The sequence below is a fragment of the Bacteroides rodentium JCM 16496 genome, from assembly GCF_000614125.1.
GTDB lineage: Bacteria > Bacteroidota > Bacteroidia > Bacteroidales > Bacteroidaceae > Bacteroides > Bacteroides rodentium.
Genome location: NZ_BAKJ01000020.1, coordinates 25,654 through 43,199 on the forward strand (window position 1 = coordinate 25,654; position 17,546 = coordinate 43,199).

Here is a 17,546-nt window from a genome sequence, read left to right on the forward strand (position 1 = left end):
GTTACTTCTTGTCTGCCTTCTTCATATAGCTGTTTATCAAGGTGCAGGCGGGAGCGGCCACCGTACCGTGGTCAAATCCCTCCATCTGATAGAGGATGGTTTTTTGTCCCAATGCTTTGAGGAGGGCATACAAATGGGCGTTTTCCTCATAGCGTGCCAGCATCTCCAACTCTTTATCGCCAGTGATAAGTATCATGGGTGAAGCATCTTTTCTTACGTTATTGGAAGGAGCATATTTATCTATAATCGGAGTGTCGGAAGGCAGTCCGCGTTCTTTGCGGATGGTATAATGAGTGGTGGTCTGTCCGCTGATGGGGAAAGCGCCTGCCAGGCTGTTGGCATCAATATTCCACTTTGCCAGGTAACTCTTGTCCAGATTGAGCATCAGACAGAGATAACCACCGGCTGAATGACCGGCTATGTATATTTTGTCTTTATCTCCTCCGAAATCTTCTATATTCTTGAAAGTCCAGGCAACGGCCTCTGCGGCATCTTCCGTGTAGGCAGGATTTTGGGCACGCGCTGAGTCGGTAGTTTACGGCTATCACGGCGTAGCCTTGCTCAAGGAACTCCTTCGGAAAATGTTTTTCTCCGACTTCCAGCCCTCCACCGTGGAACCAGATAAGGGTGGCAAATCCTTTTTTGTCAGTAGGATAGTGGAGGTCGAGTTTGCATCGTTCCAGCTTATAACTGTCCTTTTCGCCGGGATGAAGATAGGAAATGTTCTTTTGTGTACGGTAGTTGTTGTCCGTTGTCTGATTTTGGCTATAACATAATAATGTATAGCAAATGATGGAAATGCATGCGATTATCTTTTTCATGATAAGTTATTGAGATTATGTATAAATGAAACGCTGCAAAGGTAACATTTTTTTGTTCTTTAATTGATTATTCCACTGTTGTTTTGAATGCTTTTTGTTTTGTAGTTCAAGAAAATACTTCTATCTTTGCACCCGATTTACAATGAGTCAACATAAAGTCTCACTTAATTAACGAGTTAAACAATTTATTTATTAATGGAAAATTTAAAGAATGTAGCTCCTATTGAAGACTTCAACTGGGATGCTTATGAAAACGGCGAAACCGTAACGACTGCAAGTCACGAAGACTTGGAAAAGGCGTATGACAATACGTTGAACAAGGTTAACGACCGCGAGGTAGTTGACGGAACCGTAATCGCAATGAACAAGCGTGAAGTAGTTGTGAACATCGGTTACAAATCAGACGGTATCATTCCGATGAGTGAATTCCGCTACAATCCTGAACTGAAAGTAGGTGATACTGTTGAGGTATACATCGAAAATCAGGAAGACAAAAAAGGACAGCTTGTTCTGTCTCACCGTAAAGCTCGTGCTACCCGTTCTTGGGATCGCGTAAACGCTGCTTTGGAAAACGAAGAAATTATCAAGGGTTACATCAAGTGCCGCACAAAGGGTGGTATGATTGTAGACGTATTCGGCATCGAAGCTTTCTTGCCGGGTTCTCAGATCGACGTGAAGCCTATCCGCGACTACGATGTATTCGTTGGCAAAACTATGGAATTCAAGGTTGTTAAAATCAACCAGGAATTCAAGAACGTGGTTGTTTCTCACAAGGCTCTTATCGAAGCCGAACTGGAACAACAGAAGAAGGAAATCATCGGTAAACTCGAAAAAGGACAAGTTCTCGAAGGTACCGTTAAGAATATCACTTCCTATGGTGTATTTATCGACTTGGGTGGCGTAGATGGTTTGATTCACATTACAGACCTTTCTTGGGGCCGTGTCAGCGATCCGAAAGAAGTGGTTGAGCTCGACCAGAAACTCAACGTCGTTATCCTCGACTTCGACGATGAGAAGAAGCGTATCGCTCTCGGCTTGAAGCAACTTACTCCGCATCCTTGGGATGCACTGGATACTAACCTGAAAGTTGGTGACCACGTGAAGGGTAAAGTTGTTGTTATGGCTGACTACGGCGCATTCATCGAAATCGCTCCGGGTGTTGAAGGGTTGATTCACGTATCTGAAATGTCTTGGTCACAACACTTGCGTTCTGCACAAGACTTCATGAAGGTAGGTGACGAAGTAGAGGCAGTAGTCCTGACTTTGGACCGCGAAGAACGTAAGATGTCTTTGGGTATCAAGCAGCTGAAGTCTGATCCTTGGGAAACTATCGAAGAGAAGTATCCTATCGGCAGCAAGCACACTGCAAAAGTTCGCAACTTCACTAACTTCGGTGTATTCGTTGAAATCGAAGAAGGCGTTGACGGCTTGATTCACATCTCTGACCTGTCTTGGACGAAGAAGGTTAAACATCCGTCTGAATTTACTCAGATTGGTGCTGACATTGACGTACAAGTTCTGGAAATTGACAAGGAAAACCGTCGCTTGAGCCTTGGCCACAAGCAACTCGAAGAAAATCCCTGGGATGTATTCGAAACTGTATTTACAGTAGGTTCTGTACACGAAGGTACTATCATCGAAATGCTGGATAAGGGTGCTGTAGTTGCTCTGCCTTATGGTGTAGAAGGTTTCGCTACTCCGAAGCACCTCGTTAAGGAAGACGGCTCACAAGCTCAGTTGGACGAGAAACTTGAATTCAAGGTAATTGAGTTCAACAAGGACGCTAAGCGTATCATCCTTTCTCACAGCCGTATCTTCGAAGATGCTGCAAAGGCAGAAGAAAGAGCTGAAAAGAAGGCTGCTAAGAAGTCAACCGGTAAGAGAGAAGACGTTGCTCCTGCTATCCAAAACCAGGCTGCATCTACTACTTTGGGTGATATCGACGCTTTGGCTGCTTTGAAGGAACAGATGGAAGCTGGAAAGAAGTAATTATTGACCAATCTATAAACTAAGAGTAGGGCGCTTGTACACACAACAAGTGCCCTTTCTTTTATTTAATCTTTATTCATTATGAAAAATATGCTCAAAAATGCGGGGAAGATGATGGTGCTCACTTGCCTGTCACTGATGTTACTAACTGCATGCGGCCAGAAATCTAAACTGAAATTAGCTATAGAAATTGCCAACAAACAGTGTCCCATGGATATGGGAGCTTCCGGTGAAATATCCAGTATCACTTTCGACGGGTCGGATGTGATATATGTGATGATTATGAATGAAAGCATTCTCAATATGGATGCTTTGAAAGAAAATCCTGATGCCATGAAGTCTGCTGTGACTGCTATGTTCGGCAATCCGCAAGGGACCATTAAAGAGATGCTGGATTTGGTTGTCAGCACCGGCTCCGGTATGAAATTCATATATAAAGGCAAGGCATCCGGCAAAGAAGTGGAGTGCTATCTGACTACTCAGGACTTGAAAGATATATTGAATGGCGGTTTAACGGCTGAAGGCAGTGACAAGAAGAAGTTGGAAGAGCAAGTAAGGATGACCAACGTATCGTGCCCGATGCAGGTGGACGAAGCCACTACGCTTGATAAATTGACAATCGAATCTGATAGGGTACTTTATCACTATACGATTGACGAGTCAGTGGTGCAGGTGGCTGCTTTGAAGGAGAATGCCGAACAGATGAAGGCAAATGTAAAGAACTCTTTGAATACCTCCGATCCTGCTTTGCGCATGTTTCTGGAAGCATGTGTGAAGTGCGATAAGGGTGTGGGTTATTTGTATGAGGGAAATAATTCCGGAGAGACTTTGGAAATATCCTTTGGAGTTTCAGAGATAAAGGCTCTTCTATAAATCAAGAAGTAGAAATCAGTTCGGAAGGTTTGGAATGGAAAAATTTGAGTTACATATTCTTGGTTGTGGTTCCGCTTTACCCACAACGCGTCATTTCCCTACGTCTCAAATTGTGAACGTGCGTGACAAGCTGTTTATGATTGATTGTGGGGAAGGGGCGCAGTTGCAGTTCCGTAAATCACACCTGAAGTTTTCACGTTTGAATCATATCTTTATCTCTCACTTGCATGGAGACCATTGTTTTGGCTTATTGGGACTGATTTCTACACTTAACCTTTTAGGACGTACAGCCGAATTGCATATCCATTCTCCAAAAGGGCTGGAAACATTGCTGACACCTATGCTGGATTTTTTTAATAGGCAGATGACGTACAAGGTCCTTTTCCATGAGTTTGATACGAAAGAACCGACGCTGATTTATGAAGACCGTTCGTTGACGGTTACTACTATTCCTTTGCGTCATCGTATGCCGTGTTGTGGCTTTTTGTTTGCAGAAAAGCAGCGTCCTAACCATATTATCCGTGAAATGGTCGATTTCTACCAAGTGCCGGTATACGAATTGAATCGTATAAAGAATGGGGCCGATTACGTGACACCGGAGGGAAAAACTGTTTCCAACAGCTTGTTGACCCGTCCTTCTGCTCCGTCCCGCAGTTATGCCTATTGCTCGGATACCATCTGTCTTCCTTCTATCGTAGAGCAGATAAAAGGGGTTGACCTGCTTTTTCATGAAGCGACATTTGCGGATGAGGATGCACCGCGTGCTAGGGAAACATTTCATACAACTGCTGCACAAGCGGCTGAAATAGCCAAGAGAGCTGAAGTGAAGAAGTTGCTGATAGGGCATTTTTCGGCACGATACGAAGATGAGAATATCTTGCTTCAAGAAGCATCCGCTATTTTCCCGGATACCCAGCTTGCCAAAGAAACACTTTGTGTATCGGTATGAATTAAACTTTTCGTATCTTTGGCAGTCTAAAACAACAAATACGAATAGAAATTTATGACCCCTTCCTATAATGAACGCGAAGTGTTGGCTCTTCTACAAGAGGAAAGCACACAAAAGCGGGGATTTGAGATGATTGTTGCCCAATATAGCGAACAGCTGTATTGGCAAATTCGTCGTATGGTCCTCTCTCATGAAGATGCCAATGATTTGCTTCAGAATACTTTCATTAAAGCATGGACCAACATAGATTATTTCCGGGCGGAGGCTAAACTCTCCACGTGGCTCTATCGCATAGCCTTGAATGAATGTCTCACTTTTCTGAACAAACAACGGGCTGCTTCCACAGTCTCTCTGGATGATCCCGAGGCAGATGCACTTCAAAAGCTTGAAAGTGATCCTTATTTCTCCGGTGATAAAGCAGAGATGGCTTTGCAAAAAGCCTTGCTTGCCTTGCCGGAAAAACAACGTATGGTGTTTAATCTGAAGTATTACCAGGAAATGAAATACGACGAGATGTCCGAGATATTCGGCACTTCCGTAGGTGCCTTGAAGGCTTCCTATCACCATGCCGTGAAGAAAATAGAAAAGTTTTTGGGTGAGGAGTATTAAACCTTTGCCATAAAACAATGTCTAACTAAACAGAAAGGAGAAAGCTTATGAAAGAAGAAGATAAAATACAGAAAAAGATAGGGACGGAAAATCCTTTCCGCGTTCCTGAAGGCTACTTTGAGAATCTTACTTCAGAGGTAATGAACCGGCTTCCCGAAAAAGAAAAACTCATTGCAGTGCAGACAGAGCCTACAATGTGGCAGAAGGTAAGGCCTTGGTTGTATATGACCGCCATGTTTATAGGTGCGGCATTGATTATCCGTGTAGCTTCTTCGGAGCATACTCCATCTGTAGAGCGTATGGCTGCTGATGATACGGAAACAGAAATGGAATATATTAATATGGCTGTAGAGAATTCCATGCTGGATGATTATTCATTGTATGTTTATTTGGCAGACTCTGATGCAGAATAAGGTAACAACACTCAACTATTTAAAAATGAAGAAACTAATTGTTTTATTGGTTATGATATGTGGCATTATGCCTCTGCTTTGGGCGAGCGATGGATGTGACCAGCATCTGTCACCTGAAGAGTTTCGTGCCAAACAAAAAGCGTTTATAACGGAGAAAGCCGGACTGACAAGTGAGGAGGCAGCCAAGTTCTTCCCATTGTATTTTGAATTGCAGGACCGGAAAAAGCAGCTGAATGACGAGGCTTGGAAGTTGCTCCGGCAAGGGAAAGATGAAAAAACAACCGAAGCACAGTATGAGGAAATTATGGAAGGTGTATATGATGCCCGTATTGCTTCTGACCGGTTGGACAAGACCTACTTTGATAAGTTCAAGAAGATATTGCCTTGTAAAAAGATTTATCTGGTGCAAAAAGCCGAGATGCGTTTCCACCGTGAATTACTGAAAGGCATGCATAAAAAGGGGGATGGCCCTCAGAGAAAATCGCTAGGGAAAAGATAAGTATTCACCACAGAGGACACAGAGTCGCACAGAGTTATATTATGTTGTCAGTGACCTGAAAAAACTCTGTGCGACTCTGTGTCCTCTGTGGTGAATACTAGGATTCCTTCTCCAACGCTTTCGCTTCATTCCATAGCTTATCCATTTCTTCCAGCGTCATGTCATGGAGATTTTTACCCTCCTTGATGCTGTGTGCTTCTACATAGTTGAATCGGTTGATGAACTTCTGGTTGGTGCGTTCCAGTGCATTGTCCGGATTGATTTTGTAGAGGCGGGCAGCATTGATGAGGCTGAACATGACATCGCCGAATTCGGCTTCAGCCTTTTCTTTATCCATGTGGCGACTTCAGCCTGGAATTCCTGGATTTCTTCTTTTACCTTACCCCACACTTGCTCGCGTTCCTCCCAGTCAAATCCTACATTGCGGGCTTTGTCCTGGATACGATAGGCTTTGATGAGTGAGGGTAGGGCAGCGGGTACACCGCTCAGCACTGTTTTGTTCCCATCTTTTTCCTTCAACTTCAGCTGTTCCCAGTTTTCAGAAACCTGGCCTGCGGTTTCGGCCTTTACATCGCCGAAGACATGGGGATGGCGGAAGATAAGTTTCTCACAAAGACGGTCGCATACGTCTTTCATATCGAAATCATCGGTTTCGGAGCCTATCTTTGCGTAAAAAGCCACATGCAGCAGCACATCACCCAACTCTTTGCAGATGTCATTCTTGTCATCGCGCATCAAGGCGTCACAAAGTTCATAAGTTTCTTCGATGGTATTGGGGCGCAGGCTTTCGTTGGTCTGCTTGCGGTCCCAGGGACATTTCTCGCGGAGCTCGTCGAGTATGTCAAGGAAGCGACCGAAGGCTTCCATCTGTTCTTTTCTTGTATGCATGGTTTTGAAATTTAGTTTTTCCATTCTTCGTATGAGATAAGCAAGCCTATTACTTCCGAATAGTTCTTGCGTCCGCTTTGAATCTTGTTTCCTTTCAGGTACAAGTCGTAGATAAAGTTCTGGATGTCTCCGATGAGCGGACTGTATTTCTCCATCCAGTATTGCTGGTTCTTTTGGGCCAGTTCTATGATTTCAGGACGTATCCGGCTGAAAAGCTCTGCGTATTCTTCTTCGCTCATCAGCCTGCGGGCGTTACCCAGCACATGTGAGAGTACAGAGAAATACCCGCTGAAACGAATCTCTTTTACCTGCGAACGGGTACAGACCTGATAAGCGTAAAAGTTTGCTTCAGCCTCACTGGTGATGCCCAGTAGGTGGGCCAGCTCGTGGGCATAAGTAGCGGGATATTGCGACGGGAGCAAATCACCGTTCAGTGTAAATTCGCAGAAGAAGGGGCCCATGCTTCCCGTGACGCCTACCATGGAAATGAACGGGGTGAAAAGCATGGTTTTCACACGTGGAGAAGAGTGAGGAGGGCGGTGTACCCCCAGCGTATCACTGATTTGGTTGTATCCGTATACGCTTTCCCGGCAGACAAGTGGCTCGTCAATGGAGGTGATGTCTGTATAAGAAGCGTTTAGCTTGTCTATATAGCTGTCAACAAATGACTGAAAAATTTCGGGAGTATAGGCAGTATAAGGTATGTTTGTCCTGCCATAGAAATCTTTCTGTGAGTAGTTCAGTCCCCATGCCAGATAGAACCATACATATATCCACAGCAAGTATTCCATCTCGTTCAGCAGAATCTGTTTCCACTTCTTTTTCTGGATATAGCGTGCCCGGATTGGATTGAAAAGGAGGCCGAGTACACTGAGGAAAATAAACAAGTCTCCTACGGCAAAAGGTATGAGTTTTGAAAAGGAGGACAAGAAATGGGAAATAGTGGGGTATATGGACCGGGCATATACTTCGCCCAATATTGGAATGAGCTGCGTTGCCCATACAATAGACAGTAATACGATTAATATGATATATCGGATTTTTAGCTTCCCCCTCATTTTATATACTGTTTTGTAGGGACAAAAATATATATTTAAATTTTAATTCATTAATTTTGCGCCCGTTATTCGCAATAAATTAATTATAGAGATTTAAAAACATGGAATTAGCAAGTAAGTACAATCCCGCTGACGTGGAGGGAAAGTGGTACCAGTATTGGTTGGACCACAAATTATTCAGTTCGAAACCCGATGGTCGTGAGCCTTACACCGTCGTCATTCCGCCTCCAAACGTCACCGGTGTGTTGCACATGGGACACATGCTTAATAATACCATACAAGATATTTTGGTACGCCGTGCCCGCATGGAAGGCAAGAATGCCTGCTGGGTGCCGGGAACTGACCATGCTTCCATTGCTACCGAGGCCAAGGTGGTGAACAAGCTTGCCGCACAAGGCATCAAGAAGACGGACCTTACCCGCGACGAGTTCTTGAAGCACGCCTGGGAGTGGACTGACGAACATGGTGGCATCATCTTGAAGCAGCTCCGCAAACTGGGCGCTTCCTGCGATTGGGACCGTACAGCTTTCACTATGGATGAGAAACGCAGTGAAAGCGTGCTCAAGGTCTTTGTAGACTTGTATAACAAAGGTCTGATTTATCGTGGTGTCCGCATGGTGAACTGGGATCCCAAGGCACTGACCGCACTTAGTGACGAGGAAGTAATTTACAAAGAAGAGCACAGCAAGCTGTACTATCTGAAGTATATGGTAGAAGGTGACCCCGAAGGACGTTATGCAGTGGTTGCCACCACCCGTCCCGAAACCATCATGGGAGATACCGCCATGTGTATCAATCCGAATGACCCCAAGAACACTTGGTTGAAGGGCAAGAAGGTGATTGTTCCGTTGGTAGGACGCGTTATCCCGGTCATCGAGGACGATTATGTAGACATCGAATTCGGTACAGGTTGCCTGAAGGTAACCCCTGCCCACGATGTGAACGACTATATGCTGGGTGAGAAGTACAACCTGCCGAGCATCGACATCTTCAATGATAACGGAACGCTTAGTGAAGCTGCCGGCTTGTATATCGGTATGGACCGTTTCGATGTGCGCGAGCAGATTGAGAAGGACCTGGCTGCTGCCGGTCTGTTGGAGAAAGTGGAAGCCTATACCAACAAGGTAGGTTTCTCCGAACGTACCAACGTGCCCATCGAACCGAAACTTTCCATGCAGTGGTTCCTGAAGATGCAGCACTTTGCCGACATGGCTTTGCCGCCGGTGATGAATGATGAGTTGAAGTTCTATCCTGCCAAATATAAGAATACGTACAAGAACTGGTTGGAAAATATCAAGGACTGGTGTATCAGCCGCCAGTTGTGGTGGGGGCATCGCATTCCTGCTTATTTTTTGCAGGAAGGTGGTTATGTAGTGGCTGCCACTCCCGAAGAAGCCTTGGCGTTGGCAAAAGAGAAAACGGGTAATGCCGGTCTTAAACAGGAAGACCTTCGTCAGGACGAAGACTGTCTGGATACTTGGTTCTCCTCCTGGTTGTGGCCCATCTCTTTGTTTGACGGCATCAACAATCCGGGTAACGAGGAGATAAACTACTATTATCCTACCAGCGACCTGGTGACCGGTCCGGACATTATCTTCTTCTGGGTAGCCCGTATGATTATGGCAGGCTATGAGTACGAAGGCAAGATGCCGTTCAAGAACGTTTACTTTACGGGTATTGTCCGTGACAAACTGGGACGTAAGATGTCCAAGTCGTTGGGTAATTCTCCCGACCCGCTGGATTTGATTGAGAAATACGGTGCCGACGGTGTACGTATGGGTATGATGCTTTCGGCTCCTGCCGGAAACGACATCCTTTTTGACGATGCACTGTGTGAGCAAGGACGTAACTTCAACAACAAGATATGGAATGCTTTCCGTCTGATCAAGGGCTGGGAGGTAAGTGCGGAAGTCGCTGTGCCCGAGGCTTCGGAATTGGCTATCCGCTGGTTCGAGTCCAAGCAGAATGCGGTGGCTGCCGAAGTGGCAGACTTGTTCGGCAAGTATCGTCTGAGCGAGGCGTTGATGGCTGTCTACAAGCTGTTCTGGGATGAGTTCTCTTCCTGGTATCTGGAGATGATTAAACCGGCATACGGCCAGCCCATCAGCAAGCAGGTGTATGATGCCACTATCGGCTTCTTTGACAATCTGTTGCACTTGCTCCATCCGTTCATGCCGTTCATCACCGAAGAGTTGTGGCAACATCTTTGCGACCGCAAGGATGGCGAGAGCCTGATGGTAAGCCCGCTGTCAATGTCGGCACAGGCGGACGAGGATATCACTCGCAACTTTGAGGTGGTAAAAGAGGTTATCAGCAATATCCGCTCCATCCGTTTGCAGAAGAACATCGCCCAGAAAGAAGCACTCGAACTGCAGGTTATCGGCGAGAACCCGGTTATGGCATTCAACGCGGTTATCACGAAGATGTGCAATCTCTCTGCAATCAATGTGGTAGAGAGCAAGGCAGACGGTGCCGCTTCCTTCATGGTGGGCACTACCGAATATGCCGTACCCCTGGGCAACATGATTGATGTGGAAGCCGAAATAGCCCGTATGGAAGCTGAGTTGAAACACAAACAAGGCTTCCTGCAAGGCGTGTTGAAGAAATTGAGCAACGAGAAGTTTGTGAACAACGCCCCTGCCGCTGTCATTGAGATGGAACGCAAGAAGCAGGCAGATGCCGAAAGTATCATCAAGTCCCTGCAAGAAAGCATTGCGGCATTGAAGAAGGCATGATTGTTTGTAGAGTATGAAATGAGAGGAAAGCTCCGAAGTCTGAAGGCTTCGGGGCTTTCCTTTTTTATTGATTTCAATTTTATAGACCTCTATCTGAGTTGATAGACACCGGAGTTTGAGCTGACAAAGTCCGGTATCTGACGGCTCAAACACCGGATGCTGTCAACTCAGATAGAGGTTTATGTCGCTAAACCTAAGGTTGGGCAAGCGTAAACCTTAGGTTTAAATTTGCTATCCTGCATCTATAGATGCACCGCGCTGGATATATAGATGTAGCACGCTGGATATATAGATGTACCGTCTCCTTTCCTTTCATCTCTTTTTACCTTTATTATGGCTTTCCTGAATTCTTCATTCATCCCTTCAGCTTAATTTTTCATGTAGCAAAAAATAACTATATGAAAGGGCTCTGAAAAGGTGTGCAGTCATATATTATCCCGATGAATTCGTGCTTTTTTGCAGTTATGAAGGGATGAACCTAAAATGCAATTAACCTATTGATGTGTCTTTTTCTGAATGACGATGAAGGATGAAAGGGTGGTTGTTCGCATCCATTCATTAGAGGTGTTGAAGGGACAGTATTTTTATCTTATATGCTTCTTTTCAAATGTTTCAGTAATCTTATGCTTGGACTTGGGCAACCATTTCTATATGAAGCAATGTTTAGAAACATACATTGAATATTTAGGAATTTGTTTAGGGAATGTGTCTTTAATTCAAGAGAGCGACTAAAGTAGAATAAAGATATTAATTATTCACCCCTAATAAATTCCTGAATATGAAAAACAACATGAAGCCCCTTTTATGGGCAACTTTGGCAATGTCGTTGTTCGTGCAGTGCAAGCCGGCGGAACAGACATTCAAAATCCTGTTTGACAGTACCAAAGAAGTATCAGGGCAGAAATTTGCTCTGAAAGACATTAATCCTGAACTGCCGGATAACTGGGACGGGTATCAGTTTGTGGTACTGGAGTATAAGATATCCACTGCCCAACGTTTCCATCTGGGTTTCACCTCCGACTACGGCTACAATGAATTGCGTATCATGTCATACGTTCCTAACGCCTGGAACAAATTGGCCATTCCTTTAAAATATTTCACCGAACTGCCTGATGCGGCTGTTGATTTGGCTGCTACCTTTAACCATGCCCGATACATGGGATGGATTAATCTGGGAGGCAACCGAGGCCCGTTGCAAGGTGTGGACTCCATTGGCATCCGCATGCGCAAGCCTATTCACAACCCGATGATTGAAATCCGTTCGGTGACTTTGTCGCGTGAGGACCCGGGAGACATGTATATGGGCGATGTGCCTGCTGTGGATGAGTTCGGGCAGTCCAACTTGGTGGAATATGAGGGAAAAGTGCATTCCCTTGAGCAATTGCAGCGGGAGTGGGAAGCCGAAGACAATGAAGCGGTTACCACCGATGCTTATAACTATTCCAAATTTGGCGGCTATAAGCAGCGGCGGGTAAAAGCTACCGGATTCTTCCGTACCGAGAAGATTGATGACCGCTGGTGGTTTGTCGACCCGGAAGGATACTTGTTCCTCTCCGTTGGCGTGGACTGTGTGAGCCCCGGTGGAGGAGGCATCGTGCGCGGTGCAGAGCATCGCGAAGGCATGTACAAGGAACTTCCTCTTGCTGAGTTGATGGAAAAGTTTGCCGGTCGCAACTATCGTGGCAGCTGTTCCGCTTCTTTCGGTTTCTGGAACCAGTATCGCCGACATGGCGAGGCATTCCCCGAAAAATCAAAAGAATTGATATTCAAGCGCATGGACAAATGGGGGCTGAATACCATTGCCAACTGGTCGAGTGCCGAAGTCATGAATATGAACCGGAAAGCTTTCTTGATACCTTTGCATGGCATTGGCATTGAGCGCGATTTGATGGGACTTTGCGATGTCTACGACCCTGCTTTTGAAGCAAAAGTGGACAAGTCTTTGGAGAAGTTTGTGACCGGTTATAAAGATAATCCTTGGCTGATAGGCTACTTCATCGGCAACGAGCCTGCCTGGTTGGATGAGGAAGCACGCCTTTGCAGCCTGATTCTGGAGGGGAAAGAACGTCCCATCAAAGAGGCTTTGAAGAAGTATCTGCAAGAGAATGGCGACACTCCACAGAACCGTAAGGAGTTTGTCTTTACTACTTTCCGCACTTTTCTGTCTGCCACAAACCGGTTCTTGAAGAAGCACGACCCACACCACTTGAATCTGGGCATCCGTTTTGGTAATATCCTCGAACTGGATGAAGAGATTCTGAGGATATGCGGCGAATCATTCGATGTGCTCAGTTTCAACTGCTACGATTTGGTGCCCAATCCGGTTATGATGGATCGTGCGCTCAAGGTGGCAAATCTGCCTATGATTATCGGTGAATACCATTTTGGCACGGTGGACCGGGGAATGGCACAGTCGCTTTGGCAAGTAGATTCGCAGGAACAGCGCGGGGTGGCTTACCGCTATTATACGGAGCATGCCTATGCGCATCCCGGGCTGATAGGTACCGGATACTTCCAGTGGTGCGACCAAGATTTGACTGGGCGCAATGACGGGGAGAATTACAACTGTGGACTGATTGATGTGACCGACCGCCCATACAAAGAACAAGTGGAGGCCATGATGGAAACGGCCAAAGTGCTGTATGAAATCCACTTGGGAACCAAACAGCCCTTTGACCGTCAACCGGAGAATGCCCGCGGACATGGGGCTATCCCTGATTTGTGGAATGAATAGTGATGATTACCTGAACAGCTCTGCCACACACCACATCAGCCTTGCTGTGGTGTGTGTCCAGATTTCCTTGTAAGTACAATTATTCTGCATCGGGAAGTAAGGCTCATCGTCATTCTCGAATGTTTCAATGCCTACGGGCACGGCACCCACCACATCTCCTGCGTAGGCTCCATAGAGGGGCGGATAGTCATATCCATCTCCATAAACGGTACTCATGGCAAATGGGTTGTACCCCAATATATATTCTATCTGGCGGGTGGCAATGTCCTTCAGCGCTTTGTCGTCGAACAGGCGTGCCAGGATAAAGGCTGCCTTTGCCTTGCCCATCACCACGGCGTGGAATCCCCTGAACTGATAAGCGACAGGGAAACGGCGCAGATAGAAATTCTTCGACAACGGGATGCCGTTGCGCACTTGCGCATTGTACTCTTCCAGACTGGGAAGCCCCACTTTGTCACCTTCATGGTACAGGTTCTTGTAATCGGTATTATCCACTTCGTATACAGCGCTGGGCAGGATGCCGTAAGGGGCTGTCAGTTGCGAGATGTCGCGCAGATAGTCTGCATAGGCTTCGCAGGAGGCTCGCCACAACGGGGCATCCGGATGGGTGGGGGCATCTGTCAGCAACATGGAGAGACCTTCGGCCATCAAGTGCTCTTGGCTTTGGTGATAGTAGGCAAGGATGCGCTTCTTTGAGGAAGATTCATAGAAGAAACCTTGCAGGGGGATTTTCCAGTCGGTACGCTTTTCCAACTGTTGGCCCGCCATGACGGTACGTGCCAGCCGGGTTGCCCAATCCAGATAGTAAACATCTTGTGTAAGGCGGTACAAACGCATGGCTGTGACGGTGGCCAGGGCATAAAGTTCGGTTTCGTTCTGTTCCGTTCGTTGCGTGTCCAGCAGGTCGATGGCAAATTGGAAGTCCTCGATGGCGCTGTTCCGGCACCAGCGGGCGAATACCGGGTCTTTCTTCTCAAAGTGAGGGGCGGCGAGGGCACAGGTGGAAGCGGCCTTCAGGTTGTCTGTAGGCGTGTTTCGGGCTTCGGTCTGCATGTCGTCTTTGTCGCCGCGGATGTTCTTGGTCCAGATGCCTATAATCAGTCCACCCAGCCGGTAGCCGTCGCCGAAGCGGGTACGAAGCACCCAGTTCACTCCCCAGCGTGCCTCTTCCAGCAGGCGTTCGTAAAAGATACTGTCTTTGCCTTGTACGGCGTTTGCCATTTCGAGGAGGGCGATGCACGATTCGGCGGTGTTGCCCGTTCCTTGGGTCAGGTCGGCGGCATCGTGCCATCCTCCGGCAACGCTCATGCTGCGCCCGTCGGGGTGGTAGGCGAAGACATCTTGATGGCACTCCTGATGGATGCCGGGCTGGTCGAAGCCGCAACGTTCGGAAAAGAAGAAGTTCAGCGTGTGCCATGCTGTGGAGAGGTAGGCATCATTCCCGACGGGGAAGGGCTTGGACTGCACGTCGCCTATGGAAAGGTAGTATCGCCCCGGCGTGTTGAAGTCGCTGAAGTCCAGAACAAGGAAGCCTTTGCCAGATTTGTTGTCCTGTTTCTTGCCTTGTTTCTTATCCTGCTTGTAGTCTTGGCTCATAGGGTTTCCCGTACCTTGATAGACGGTTTGTCCCGTGACGGCATCGTGCAGGCTGAACTCCTTTTCCTGCGTATGCTGAACCAGTGCCTGCTTGCGTGCTCCCGGTTTATATCCGCTGTGGCAATAGGCTATCGCATCTTTCCGCAGGTCGAATCCCCGGCTGTTCTCCGCTTCCACCTTCTCGATGCGCATGTCGTCTATGTAGAGGCTCATACGTTCGCTGGCTCCGGCAGGGGCACCGGCAAGCATGATGTTTACAGAAAAGCCGGTGACACAGTCTCGGTAGAGGTCGGGTATTTCCCAGATGATACGCTGCCACTTGTTAGGATAGACCGTTTCAAAGTGCTGTCCTTCGAAGCGTCCGGGAGTCGGCATGATTTTCTCTCCTTCATTGTATAAGGTGAATCCGGCAAAGGTGAGGTAGACGCCCGGTGCATCCACGTATACCCAGACGGAAAAGCGGTTGTACTCCCGCAAGTCTTCCCGGTCGAGGGGGCGGATAATCTCCGGAGTGGCGTAGTTGCGGTTGGTCGGGTTCTTCTTGCCCAGGGAGGCAGGCGTGTCCAGACGTACGCTTCCTTTGCCGGAGATGGTGATTTTCCGGTCCACGTGTATGGTTCCGGGTCCGGTGTGGCGCAGGGCTTTGAAGTCTTCTGCAAGGGGGAGTTCACGGCTTTTCAGCACCTCCTTCTTTTCCCAGCGCGTCAGTCCGGCGTGCGCAGGGTTGGCTTGCATGATGCGGTGCACGTAGTTGCTTTGCTGCAATTGTTTCTCCAGCTCCGCATCGGGTTTCCACGGGGCTTGTGCTTGTGCTTGCAGGCAGCAGCATGCCAGCAGCAGGGTTCGGATGATGTGTTTCATGGTATTCAATCTTTATTTTCGGGGTAAGCATGGAAGGGAGCTTTGAACTCCGGACGTAGTGTGTAGGTGTCCTTCAGCGGAAAGTCTGCCGGTACTTCTTGGGTGACGGCCCCTGTGGCGGCCCATTCGCATCCCCGGAGCAGGGTCACTTGGAAGCCGGTGCAGAGCATGGAGTAAGTCATGTTCGGGTCGTTGCCGCAGTGTCCCAGCAGGTCAACGAATACGCGGCCCTTCCCGTGGCTTACGGTCCACATCAACGGTTCGTGGCGACCGCGTTCGTAGGCTGTGGCAAGGATTTCCATGTTCTTCACCGGACCGCGAAGACGGGTATATATCTCATCCTTGAAGTGCTTCCATTCGGTGGGCAGTCCTTGCAGGATGGGATGCTGCGGAGCACGGTGCTCTATGACGGTTTCGTGTTGCAAACCGTGATAGCCGGCATATCCCGGAGAGTAGTCGTAGACGTATTTCCCGTCTTTCCAGTAGAGGTACGGGCCGTCCTTTTCGTTTCGTCCGTCCCAGGCGCCCATGCCTATTATCTCGTTGTACTCCTTCCAGTCCGCCATGGGGACAACGGAAGAGTGTATCACGACTACGCCGCCTCCATCGGCAACGTATTTCTCAAACCTTTTGCGCACCGCTTCGGTCCACGTGGCTCCGCCATAGTTGATGACGATTAAATCGTATTTCCCGAAGTCGGGATTGAAGGCAGCGATGTCTCCTCCGAAATTCGGGGTGAAGGCAAAGTCCACCTTGAACATTCCGCTGTTCTCCAGTATCTGCTTCATGCACTCGCAGGCGCCCTGCCAGTAGTGGCTGCCGTCCTGTCCGGCTATCATCATGGTTTTGATAACTTTCTTTTGCTGTGCGTATGCGTGTGGGGCGGTTCCTATATATATAAGGAGTACCAGGATAAGTGTCAGTCTTGTTTTCATTTTCCGGAAGATTTAAAGTTTTTGCCAGTAGGGTTCCATTCTATGCGGTCGTAGCAGCGTGTCGCGCGCAGGTTGTAGCCTTGTTCGTCTACGCTGAACTTTCCGTCTTTGAAGTAGGATATGTAGAGTTCGGAGATACCGTCATTGTTGCGGTCTTCTACAAGGAGATTGTACTTGTCGGTGACATAAATCTCGTCAGAGATATATTGTATTTCCTTGGTATAGTTGTCTACGATTACATAGTATGCCTTGAAAAGGTCGAAAGTGGGGTAGTGTCCGTTGTCTCGTCCGAAAAGCATTACTTCTTCAAGGGCTTCGTCTCCGTCCATGTTGGCAAATACGGATTGCTGGAAGAAAAAGCCCGGCTTTTGTGCTTTGGGAGGAATATTGTCCCAGCCTTCCTGGTGGGCTGTCACTGAAAATTGTGCTTGTGCATGGATGACGTACACCAGCGCCGACAATAGGATAATCAGTTTTCTCATTGCGTGCATTTTGAGGTTATGATAATAATAGGGTTACTTCTTGCTTATATGACCGGTGGCCCGGAGTTTTCCCTAACTTTTTTTAGAATAATTAATGAATACGG

Annotated in this window: 12 protein-coding genes and 2 pseudogenes; 8 read left to right on the forward strand and 6 right to left on the reverse strand. The window is 47.5% G+C overall.

Features of this window, described 5'->3' with window-relative positions; genetic code table 11:
• Nucleotide 1: 1 nt before the first annotated feature.
• Nucleotides 2-821 (reverse strand): annotated as a pseudogene (locus tag JCM16496_RS10625) (alpha/beta hydrolase).
• 195 nt (nucleotides 822-1,016) lie between these two features.
• Here JCM16496_RS10625 and rpsA point away from each other — a divergent pair.
• From rpsA to JCM16496_RS10655, 6 genes are all read left to right on the forward strand, one after another.
• On the forward strand, nucleotides 1,017-2,810 hold the full coding sequence (rpsA, locus tag JCM16496_RS10630; RefSeq protein ID WP_025834192.1) for a 30S ribosomal protein S1: 1,794 nt from the start codon (nucleotides 1,017-1,019) through the stop codon (nucleotides 2,808-2,810).
• A gap of 81 nt (nucleotides 2,811-2,891) precedes the next feature.
• Nucleotides 2,892-3,683, forward strand: coding sequence for a DUF8479 domain-containing protein (locus tag JCM16496_RS10635; RefSeq protein WP_025834193.1), 792 nt, complete (start codon nucleotides 2,892-2,894; stop codon nucleotides 3,681-3,683).
• Nucleotides 3,684-3,717: 34 nt separating this feature from the next.
• On the forward strand, nucleotides 3,718-4,632 hold the full coding sequence (locus tag JCM16496_RS10640; protein WP_025834194.1) for a ribonuclease Z: 915 nt from the start codon (nucleotides 3,718-3,720) through the stop codon (nucleotides 4,630-4,632).
• A 54-nt stretch (nucleotides 4,633-4,686) separates the two neighbouring features.
• Complete coding sequence (locus JCM16496_RS10645; RefSeq protein ID WP_025834196.1) at nucleotides 4,687-5,241, forward strand: RNA polymerase sigma factor; 555 nt, start codon at nucleotides 4,687-4,689, stop codon at nucleotides 5,239-5,241.
• Nucleotides 5,242-5,288: 47 nt separating this feature from the next.
• Nucleotides 5,289-5,654 (forward strand): hypothetical protein, encoded by a 366-nt coding sequence (locus JCM16496_RS10650; RefSeq protein WP_005831990.1) that lies wholly within the window; start codon nucleotides 5,289-5,291, stop codon nucleotides 5,652-5,654.
• A 25-nt stretch (nucleotides 5,655-5,679) separates the two neighbouring features.
• Nucleotides 5,680-6,153 (forward strand): hypothetical protein, encoded by a 474-nt coding sequence (locus JCM16496_RS10655; RefSeq protein WP_025834200.1) that lies wholly within the window; start codon nucleotides 5,680-5,682, stop codon nucleotides 6,151-6,153.
• A 97-nt stretch (nucleotides 6,154-6,250) separates the two neighbouring features.
• On the opposite strand, the pseudogene mazG reads toward JCM16496_RS10655, so the two are convergent.
• Both mazG and JCM16496_RS10665 read right to left on the reverse strand, forming a co-directional pair.
• Nucleotides 6,251-7,041 (reverse strand): annotated as a pseudogene (gene mazG / locus JCM16496_RS10660) (nucleoside triphosphate pyrophosphohydrolase).
• A gap of 11 nt (nucleotides 7,042-7,052) precedes the next feature.
• On the reverse strand, nucleotides 7,053-8,099 hold the full coding sequence (locus tag JCM16496_RS10665; RefSeq protein ID WP_025834202.1) for a DUF3810 domain-containing protein: 1,047 nt from the start codon (nucleotides 8,097-8,099) through the stop codon (nucleotides 7,053-7,055).
• A gap of 101 nt (nucleotides 8,100-8,200) precedes the next feature.
• Here JCM16496_RS10665 and JCM16496_RS10670 point away from each other — a divergent pair, with 101 nt between their 5' ends.
• Nucleotides 8,201-10,834 carry a valine--tRNA ligase gene (locus JCM16496_RS10670; protein ID WP_025834204.1) on the forward strand — a complete coding sequence of 878 codons (2,634 nt, stop codon included), beginning with the start codon at nucleotides 8,201-8,203 and terminating at the stop codon, nucleotides 10,832-10,834.
• 790 nt (nucleotides 10,835-11,624) lie between these two features.
• Entirely contained in the window at nucleotides 11,625-13,568 is a 1,944-nt protein-coding gene (locus tag JCM16496_RS10680; protein ID WP_128809541.1) for a hypothetical protein, read from the forward strand.
• A gap of 6 nt (nucleotides 13,569-13,574) precedes the next feature.
• Here the strand turns inward: JCM16496_RS10680 and JCM16496_RS10685 are convergent, their stop codons facing one another.
• The 3 genes from JCM16496_RS10685 to JCM16496_RS10695 are packed head-to-tail and all read right to left on the reverse strand — an operon-like array spanning nucleotide 13,575 to nucleotide 17,451.
• Entirely contained in the window at nucleotides 13,575-16,025 is a 2,451-nt protein-coding gene (locus tag JCM16496_RS10685; RefSeq protein ID WP_025834208.1) for a glycoside hydrolase family 9 protein, read from the reverse strand.
• A gap of 5 nt (nucleotides 16,026-16,030) precedes the next feature.
• On the reverse strand, nucleotides 16,031-16,960 hold the full coding sequence (locus JCM16496_RS10690) for a ThuA domain-containing protein (RefSeq protein ID WP_025834211.1): 930 nt from the start codon (nucleotides 16,958-16,960) through the stop codon (nucleotides 16,031-16,033).
• Nucleotides 16,957-17,451, reverse strand: coding sequence for a hypothetical protein (locus JCM16496_RS10695; protein WP_025834213.1), 495 nt, complete (start codon nucleotides 17,449-17,451; stop codon nucleotides 16,957-16,959). The genes JCM16496_RS10690 and JCM16496_RS10695 overlap by 4 nt, the downstream gene beginning before the upstream one ends.
• Between the last annotated feature and the right edge of the window lie 95 nt (nucleotides 17,452-17,546).